Source organism: Kitasatospora sp. NPDC059088 (assembly GCF_042738155.1).
Lineage (GTDB): Bacteria > Actinomycetota > Actinomycetes > Streptomycetales > Streptomycetaceae > Kitasatospora.
The window spans coordinates 1-857 of sequence record NZ_JBHYGR010000209.1 but is presented as its reverse complement, the minus strand read 5'-3'; the positions used below and the strand labels follow the sequence as shown (position 1 = coordinate 857).

Annotated in this window: 1 protein-coding gene; it reads right to left on the bottom strand. The window is 68.3% G+C overall.

Features of this window, described 5'->3' with window-relative positions; translation table 11 throughout:
• Nucleotides 1–124 precede the first annotated feature (124 nt).
• Nucleotides 125–406, bottom strand: coding sequence for a hypothetical protein (locus tag ACFWXO_RS43220; protein ID WP_363577441.1), 282 nt, complete (start codon nucleotides 404–406; stop codon nucleotides 125–127).
• Between the last annotated feature and the right edge of the window lie 451 nt (nucleotides 407–857).

Genomic DNA, 857 nt, shown 5'->3' with positions numbered 1-857 from the left:
TGGTGTCCTTCAACCTCTCTCTGGTCGGCGGGCGGGTCGCTCTATCGTGGTTTCTTCTGTTTATTTCCTTGGGGGGGGGGGGGGGGGGCGGGGCGGCGCCCCCCCCCCCCCCGGCCTGGTAGTGCTACGCAGCCAACTCGTGCGCGGGGGTGGCCGGGAGGGCAAACAGCTCCGGCTGGGTGAAGTCCTGCGGCGGGGCGAGCTTGGCTACCGCCGCCGTAACGGTGGTGGTGCGGACCGACGTCGGGAGGAGCGATGCGATCCCGCGCGGGTCGTGGGTCTCGCGCCACATGGCGTACAGAACGAGGTCACGCTTGCGGCGGGCGTCGGCAAGCGCGGCGCGGGCGGACTGGAAATCGGCCTCGGCGTTGGACGCCTCGATCAGAAGCTCGGGAGCGATCTCCACGGGAAACCTCCGGGTAGTGAATGGATCGAGTGGCCGGGTGGGGCGCCAACCCCTCCCGACAGAAAGAACTATACCACATCTCAATGCCACACCCGACACCTCGGGTTCGGTACAGGGTTCGGCACACGGGTCGGAACCGGCTTCGGTTCACGGTTCGGTTCGTGGGTCGATACAGCAACCGGCCCCCAGGTTGAGAACGGGCGATAGTCCAAGGTCAGAAGGGGTGCGGGGCCGTTCTCACCACCCCGACTTACCTGTCTGTGCCCCCTGCTGCCTGTGGTGGTGGTTGGTGTGGGGTGGGGGTGGGGTTGGGGGCGTTGGTTGGTGTGTGGCCGGTCGCTGCGCTGTGCCTTTTTCTCTGCGTCCGCCTGGTGGCGGCCGCGTGGGTGTGGTGGGGGTGGGGGTGGGCGGGGTGTCTGGGTGGGGTGTGGTGGGGCTGTGGGGTGGGTTC